5 protein-coding genes and 1 pseudogene are annotated in these 6,606 nt (G+C 65.2%); all 6 read right to left on the reverse strand.

The genetic code is table 11. The features are described 5' to 3' along the window. Nucleotides 1-75 precede the first annotated feature (75 nt). Nucleotides 76-1,122: a glutathione synthetase gene (locus VIR62_RS09370; RefSeq protein WP_431870667.1), complete on the reverse strand. Its 1,047-nt coding sequence runs from the start codon at nt 1,120-1,122 to the stop codon at nt 76-78. A 12-nt stretch (nt 1,123-1,134) separates the two neighbouring features. Continuing rightward, entirely contained in the window at nt 1,135-3,015 is a 1,881-nt protein-coding gene (locus VIR62_RS09375; RefSeq protein WP_431870669.1) for a flavohemoglobin expression-modulating QEGLA motif protein, read from the reverse strand. After that, nucleotides 3,005-3,811 (reverse strand): N-formylglutamate amidohydrolase, encoded by an 807-nt coding sequence (locus tag VIR62_RS09380; protein WP_431870670.1) that lies wholly within the window; start codon nt 3,809-3,811, stop codon nt 3,005-3,007. Before VIR62_RS09380 ends, VIR62_RS09375 begins: the two co-directional genes overlap by 11 nt. Nucleotides 3,812-3,871: 60 nt before the next feature. Further along, nucleotides 3,872-5,485, reverse strand: a complete 1,614-nt coding sequence (locus tag VIR62_RS09385; RefSeq protein ID WP_431870671.1) for an AMP-binding protein — start codon at nt 5,483-5,485, stop codon at nt 3,872-3,874. Continuing rightward, complete coding sequence (locus tag VIR62_RS09390) at nt 5,485-6,357, reverse strand: SDR family NAD(P)-dependent oxidoreductase (protein WP_431870673.1); 873 nt, start codon at nt 6,355-6,357, stop codon at nt 5,485-5,487. The genes VIR62_RS09385 and VIR62_RS09390 overlap by 1 nt, the downstream gene beginning before the upstream one ends. Further along, nucleotides 6,354-6,606 (reverse strand): annotated as a pseudogene (locus VIR62_RS09395) (bifunctional salicylyl-CoA 5-hydroxylase/oxidoreductase); the annotation flags it as partial. The pseudogene VIR62_RS09395 and the gene VIR62_RS09390, both read right to left, overlap by 4 nt.

The following is a 6,606-nucleotide window of genomic DNA, read 5'->3' on the forward strand; positions in this document are numbered from 1 at the left end:
GTTAAGAGTTTGTAAACCGTTCCGACATCGAATCAATCTTTCGTGGTTAACGCGGGCCGCGCCGGGAAGCCGGCTTCACATGACCGCCAGCGTCTTGTTGTCGAACGCGCCGGGAGACTCCTCTGCGATCTCGATTTTGCGCTCGATCGATTCGAGGACCGGCTCGGTGAAATTGGCTTTGGCGAGCTTGCTGCAACTGTGCAGGTTGCCAGGGCTGAAGACGTTCACCTCCAGGATCTTGTCGCCGACGATGTCGATCCCGACGAGGAACATGCCGTCGGCGAGAAGCTTCGGCCGGATGAGCTCGGCCACCCTGAGTTCCTTTTTGCCGATTTCCACCGCCACCGCCTTGCCGCCGGCATGGACGTTGCTCCGGATGTCGTCCTTGGCGCTGACCCGGCGGAGCGCCGCATATTTGTTGCCGATGCGCAGCGGCCGTCCGTTCATCAGGAAGAAGCGGATGTCGCCCTTGGCGGCCTCCGGCACATAGGCCTGGGCGATGATGTAGCCGTCGCGGGTGATCGCCTCGATCATCTGGTTCATGTTGGTGGCGTTTTCGGAGCCCACCATGAAGACGCTCTGCCCGCCCGAACCCTGCAGCGGCTTCAGGATGATCTTGCCGTCATGATCCTTGGCGAACGCCTTCACATCGCTCGGGAATTTGGTGATCAGGGTCTCGGCCCGGACCGCCTCGGGGAAGGACTGGAAATATAGTTTGTTGATCGCGTGGCTGAGGCTGTCGGGGTCGTTGAGGACGAGGACGCCGCGCTTTGCCGCCGCCCGGCCGAACAATATCCCGATATCTTCCGCCCAGGGGGTCGCCTGCGCGTCGAGCGAGGGGTCGCTGCGGAGCATCAGCACATCGACCTCGCTGATATCGATCGCCTCCGTCTTGTCGGCGACCGCCTCCATCCCCTTGAAGAACTCGACGAAGCTGCGCCCCTTCTTCTCGGGCGCGAAGCGCGCATGGATGCGCAGAATATTGTCTGGCGTCAGCACGAAATCGCCGGGGGTGATGTAGCAGACGCGATGCCCGCGCCGGACGGCCTCATGCGCGAGCATGGTCGTCGTGTAGCGGGGATGTTCCTTCGCCATGTCGTTGACGAAAAAGGCAATCAGCATCGTGTTCTCCGATCAGATCAATCTGGCGAGGCCGCTCTGGCTTCGCATCTTTTCGATGCGCGCCTGAGCGTCCTTGCGGGACAGGAATTCCGGTGTGACGCGCGGCCGGTGGAGCAGCCCGCGCAGCTCGAGCTCCTCCACGACCGGGACGTGGTGGGCGGCGATCTTGCCGAACCAGAAGGGCGTCAGATCCTTCCCTTCGGAAAGCATCTTCAGCACCGTGCTGAAGCCGCGCAGGTAGATGGCGTCCTTGGCGAGGCCGCCCGAGCGATAGACGCGAGCGACGATGCCGAAGGCTGCGCGGGGTCCGAAACCATGTTCCTTCCTCAAAATGTGGAAGCAGTCGATGAAGCCGGCGCCGTCGATCATCGCGGCGACGACGATCACGCGCGCGGCGAGCAGACGGAAGCGCTGGATGGTAAGACCGCCGACGGCGCTCTCGGCGAAAACTCCCAGCCCTTCCTGAATGCCCTCATAGCCGGCGAGGCCCGTACGAAAAATCTTGAGACCCTGCGCATCGCCATTGATGAAGGTCAGGAGGTGGATGCTGACTTCATGCTGGAGCAGCGCGTCGACGCGGCGGCGCTGCATGCGCGTCGCCGTCGAAATGAGAAGATTGCGGCCGGAGACCATGAGACCGGGCCCGATATCCTCGCGCAGGCTGGTGTGGGCGATGAAATCCGGGTCCCCGTCGCGATAGCAGCCGATGAGGTGTTCGGCGGCGTGCTGGACGGCCTCGGCGCCGACGATCTCGCGCCCGCATTCGGGCTCATCCTCTATTTCCATCTCCTCGAGGATCGCCTGTGCGGAATCGAGGAGGGAGGATTCAACGGCGCCGTAGAGCATCAGCGAGGAGTAACGGAAGTTCGGCGTGTTCCGGGATTGCAACATCGTCAGCAGCTGATCGAGCTCGCGCCGCTTCTGCGCGAACAGGTTTTCCAGCACCGGATCTTCGACCCGGCGAAGATCGATGTCGTAGAGCCTGCGCTTCTCGACTTCGGGATCGACGGTCAGCGGGCGATAACGGAAAACAGGCTGAGCGTCCCATTTGGAGGCCTTGAACCGTTCATAGGCCTGGCCGCTGTTGATCGGAGACACGCTGAGCAGAAAATCGAAGGCGCTCGAAATAGCGTCGAGCTTCCGGTCCACGGTCCGCGCGGCGGCGATGAAGGAGCTTCGGCCAAGCGCGCGGTGATGGCGCGGGGCCTTGGGCGATATGTCGGCGTAGAAGGCGTGGAAGCCCTGGAGCAACGCGTCGAAGATGCCGATGGCGAGATCGTGGAGCAGCTGCGGATAGATGCCCTCCTCTCCGGGGACGCGATAATTTTGCGGCACGCCGAGCGAGAGGTGCGAAAGGGCGGCGCCCTCGCCGACCCTCTCCTCGATCCCCGGTTCGAAATAGGCCTTGGAAATGTCGGAAATCCTGGGGTGCCTCAGATCGACCTCTATCGATTGGAGCGCCTCCTCAAGGCATTGCGCCGCGGCTTGTGCCGACGGATCGCCCGAAGCACTGAGGCGAAAGGTGAAGCTCTCCAGCCGGGGCGACTCCTCTTCGAGGCTTTCGTCGCGCGGAAGGTCGTAGAGCGACAGGATGAGAATGCGCGGATAGGTCTCGCGAAGCTTCGCCGCAATCGCATCGACCGCGGCGAGCGCGTCGCGGTCGCATTCGGCATTGGAGGGCCAGACGACATAGGCGGAGCTCATGGTCGCGACGCGCCGGGCGAGGCTGTCCGTATCGCCCTCGTCGAAGCGGTTCAGGATGACGAACGGCAACGCGCGGTCGACATGTGCCCGTCCGCCATGGTCGAGCGTGCTGCGATAGGCGCGGCCGCCGTCGAAGCGTATCCCGGCCTCGTCCGCCGCCGTTTCCGGGGTGGGATGCTTATCGGCCATCGAGCAGGTCCCGCGCCGTCAGCGCGACATGATTGACGAACCGACGCATCCCGGCCAGCGCCGTCATGTCCGGCTCGCCGGTCCATTCGTCCATGTAGAATTTCTTGAACTCGATGGCGATCGCGCAGCCGGTCTTGGGGAAGCGATCGTGGACGAAGCGGGCAAGCTCGCCCTTGCCCTGGAACGCGATATTTTCGCGGACGTCCAGCTTGCGACTCCCGAAATCGGACGCGCGCATCGCCTCCATCAGCGGATCGAGCAGGAAGGCCCAGCGCTCGCGCGGCATCGAGAATGTGCCGATATTGATGTCGGGCGCCTCGTCCTGGGGCGCGGGATCGCCATCGGGGCCGTCGCGACGGTAATTGTAGCTGTGGATGTCGAGGAGGACGAAGCGGCCATGCTCGCGCTCGATCTCGTCCAGCATCCCGCCCATCATCCGGTAGAAGGCGCGGTGGATGGCGAGGGAACGCTTTACAAGTCCGTGCCCGGGCGGGGCGGACCAGACCTTCATTCCCCAGCTTTGGTCGGGCGTGCGATAGACGGCGATTTCCTCGGCGCGGTTGAGGTCGACCTCGAAGCGAGAGCGGCCGGCGATGACGTGGGTCGGCACGTCGACGATCGCCTGGCCGGTGAACGGGTCCTCCTCGCGCAGCCGATCGGGATCGGACAGCGCCATCGCCGCGCGGGTCTCGGCGCGAAGGCCGCTGCCGTCATGAATCGCGGTCGCGACGATGGGGCCGTCGCCCCGCCGAAGCAGCCACCAGGGTGATGATCCGCTGGGATCGTCGCGTGTCACTCGTCTCTCCGTTTCCCGAACAAATCCAACACGGGAAACGGGCAGATGGTTGCGACCCCGCTATGATCGGACGGGCGGCTCCGACTTCAGCGCGTAGCGCTGGAGCTTACCGGTGGCGGTCTTGGGGAGGGCTTCGGCGAACTCGACTTCACGCGGATATTTGTAGGGGGCGATGGTGGCCTTCACGTGAGCCTGGAGCTCGGCGGCGAGCTCGGGCGAAGGCCCGTGACTCGGCGAGACGACGACGAAGGCTTTCACTTTCTGCCCGCGCTCCTCACAGGGGGCGCCGATTACCGCGCATTCCTGAACGGCGGGATGAGAGAGGAGCGCATTCTCCACCTCCGGCGCGGCGATATTGTAGCCCGACGAGATGATCATGTCGTCGGAGCGGGCGAGGTACCAGAAATAGCCATCCTCGTCCTGGCGGTAGGTGTCGCCGGTGACGTTCCAGCCATTGACGACATAGTCGGCCTGGCGCGGATCGTCGAAATATCGGCAGCCGGTCGGGCCCTTGATGGCGAGGCGGCCCGTAGCAGGGGCGGCAAGTGGGCGGTCATCGTCGCCAAGCACGCAGGCCTGGTAGCCGGGCACGGCCTTGCCGGTAGCGCCGGGACGGATGTCGTCGCCCGAGGCGGAGATGAAGATGTGCATCATCTCGGTCGCGCCGATGCCGTCGACGATGGAGAGGCCGGTCGCGTCCTTCCAGGCATGCCAGGTGGCGGCGGGGAGATGCTCGCCGGCCGAGACGCAGGTGTGGAGGCTGGAGATGTCGCGGCCGGCGAACTGGCCCAGTATCGCCTTGTAGGCCGTGGGCGCCGTGGCGAGGGTGGTGATTTTCTGGCGCTCGATCGCATCTATGAGCGCGGCCGGGCTCGGTGCCTCGATCGTCACCGCGGTGCCCCCCGAGCGGAAGGGAAAGATAAGGACCTGCCCCAGGCCGAAGGTGAAGGCGATGGGCGGGGAGCCGGCCCAGCGATCGCCGGGTTTCGGCTTCAGGATGTTGGCGGCGAAGGCGTCCGCGCAGGCGAGGATGTCGCGATGATAGTGGACGCAGCCCTTGGGCTTGCCGGTAGTGCCGGACGTGAACGCGATCAGGGCGACGTCGTCGCGATATGTGTCGATCGGAGTGAAACCCAGGGCGACGTCCTCCAGTCGCTGCTCCAGCTCGCCGGTGCCGCTGTCGCCGTCATAGGTGAGAAGCGAGCGGACGAGTCCGGTCTTGTCGGCGGCGGGCGTGTAGTCGGCCAGGCACCTCGCATCGACGATGGCGTGGCTGATCCTGGCGCGCTCAAGGACTGTCGCGATCTCGCCGGAACGGAGGATCGGCATGGTGGCGACGACGATGCCGCCGGCCTTGAGGACGCCAAGCCAGCAGGCGAACAGCATCGCGTTGTTGGGACCGCGCAGGAAGACGCGATTGCCAGGGACGAGCCCTTCCTCCTCGACGAGCAGGCGGGCGATGCGGTCGGAGAGGTCGCGCATCTCGCCGTAGGTCCAGCTTCCGGCATCGTTGAGGACGGCAAGCGCGTCCGGGTCGCCCTTGTCGATCAGTTCGACGGCGGCGTTGAAGCGGTCCGGATAGTGCAGCTCAGGGAGGTCGAAGAGGAATTCGGGCTGCGCTTCCGGTGGCGGCAGGCGGTCGCGGACGAAGGTGTCGATATGCGAAGTCGTCATCAGACCTCCCCGCCCGTAACCGCAATCGCCTGGCCGTTCACCGAGCGGCTTTCCGGAAGGCAGAGCCAGAGCACCGTATTCGCCACCTCCTCCGGCTGGATGAGGCGGCCCTGCGGGTTGGTCGCGGTGAGGGCAGCGCGGGCTTCCGTCTCGCTGCGACCCGTCTTCTCGCGGATATTGGCGATGGCGCCGACGACAATGTCGGTCTCGACATAGCCGGGGCACACGGCGTTCACCGTGAGATTGGTTTTCGCATATTCGGCGGCAAGTGCGCGGGTGAGGCCGACTGCGCCGTGCTTGGCCGCGACATAGGGCGCGATATAGGCGCCGCCCTTGAGCCCGGCGCTCGAGCTGATCGTGACGATGCGGGCCGACCGGGCGGCAAGCAGGTCCGGTAGCGCCGCCTGGCAGCAATGGAGCAGCGCATCGAGGTTGACCGCCATGACTTGCCGCCAAGCCTCGGACGTTACCTTGGCAAAGGCGGAGGCGGCGGCGGCGCCGGCATTGTTGACAAGGATCGTGATCGGACCTTGCGCGTCCCGAGCCAGAGCGAAAGCACGTTCGACTTCCTCCCGCTCCGTCACATCGGCAGGGGCAACGAGCACAGCCTCGTTCGTCCCGAGCCCTTCGACGCCGCCTGCGGCGTCGCTCTGGATGAACTCCGTCGAGGGGCGTTTCTCAGACTCCGTGCCAGCGCCCCTCGACTGCGCTCGGGACGAACGGATTTGGTCGGCGACTTCCTCCAGCGGTTCACGGCGGCGGCCGACGAGGGTGAGCTTCGCCCCCTCACTTGCCAGAGCGCGGGCTATGGCGGCACCGATGCCGGTGCCGCCGCCGGTGACGAGCGCATGATGGCCCTGGAGACGCATCATGCCTTCAGCGCCGCTTCCTGCTCGCGCTTCAAGTTGCGCGCGAGTTGGGCCTGACCGCCGAGATAGGGTGGCGGGACGTGGACGCCTCGATAATCCTGGGCGGCCGCCGCGCGCAGCGTCCACATCGGGTCGATGAGGTGTGGCCTCGCCAGCGCCACCAGGTCGGCGCGGCCGGCGGCGAGGATCGAGTTGACGTGATCGGTCTCGTAGATGTTGCCGACAGCCATGGTCGATACGCGGGCTTCGTTG

The sequence above is a fragment of the Allosphingosinicella sp. genome, assembly GCF_036570505.1.
In the GTDB taxonomy this organism is placed as follows: Bacteria; Pseudomonadota; Alphaproteobacteria; order Sphingomonadales; family Sphingomonadaceae; genus Allosphingosinicella.

Coding starts and splice junctions, on each gene's coding strand:
- VIR62_RS09370 (WP_431870667.1), bottom strand. CDS start 1,122: ATGCTGATTGCCTTTTTCGTCAACGACATGGCGAAGGAACATCCCCGC.
- VIR62_RS09375 (WP_431870669.1), bottom strand. CDS start 3,015: ATGGCCGATAAGCATCCCACCCCGGAAACGGCGGCGGACGAGGCCGGG.
- VIR62_RS09385 (WP_431870671.1), bottom strand. CDS start 5,485: ATGACGACTTCGCATATCGACACCTTCGTCCGCGACCGCCTGCCGCCA.
- VIR62_RS09390 (WP_431870673.1), bottom strand. CDS start 6,357: ATGATGCGTCTCCAGGGCCATCATGCGCTCGTCACCGGCGGCGGCACC.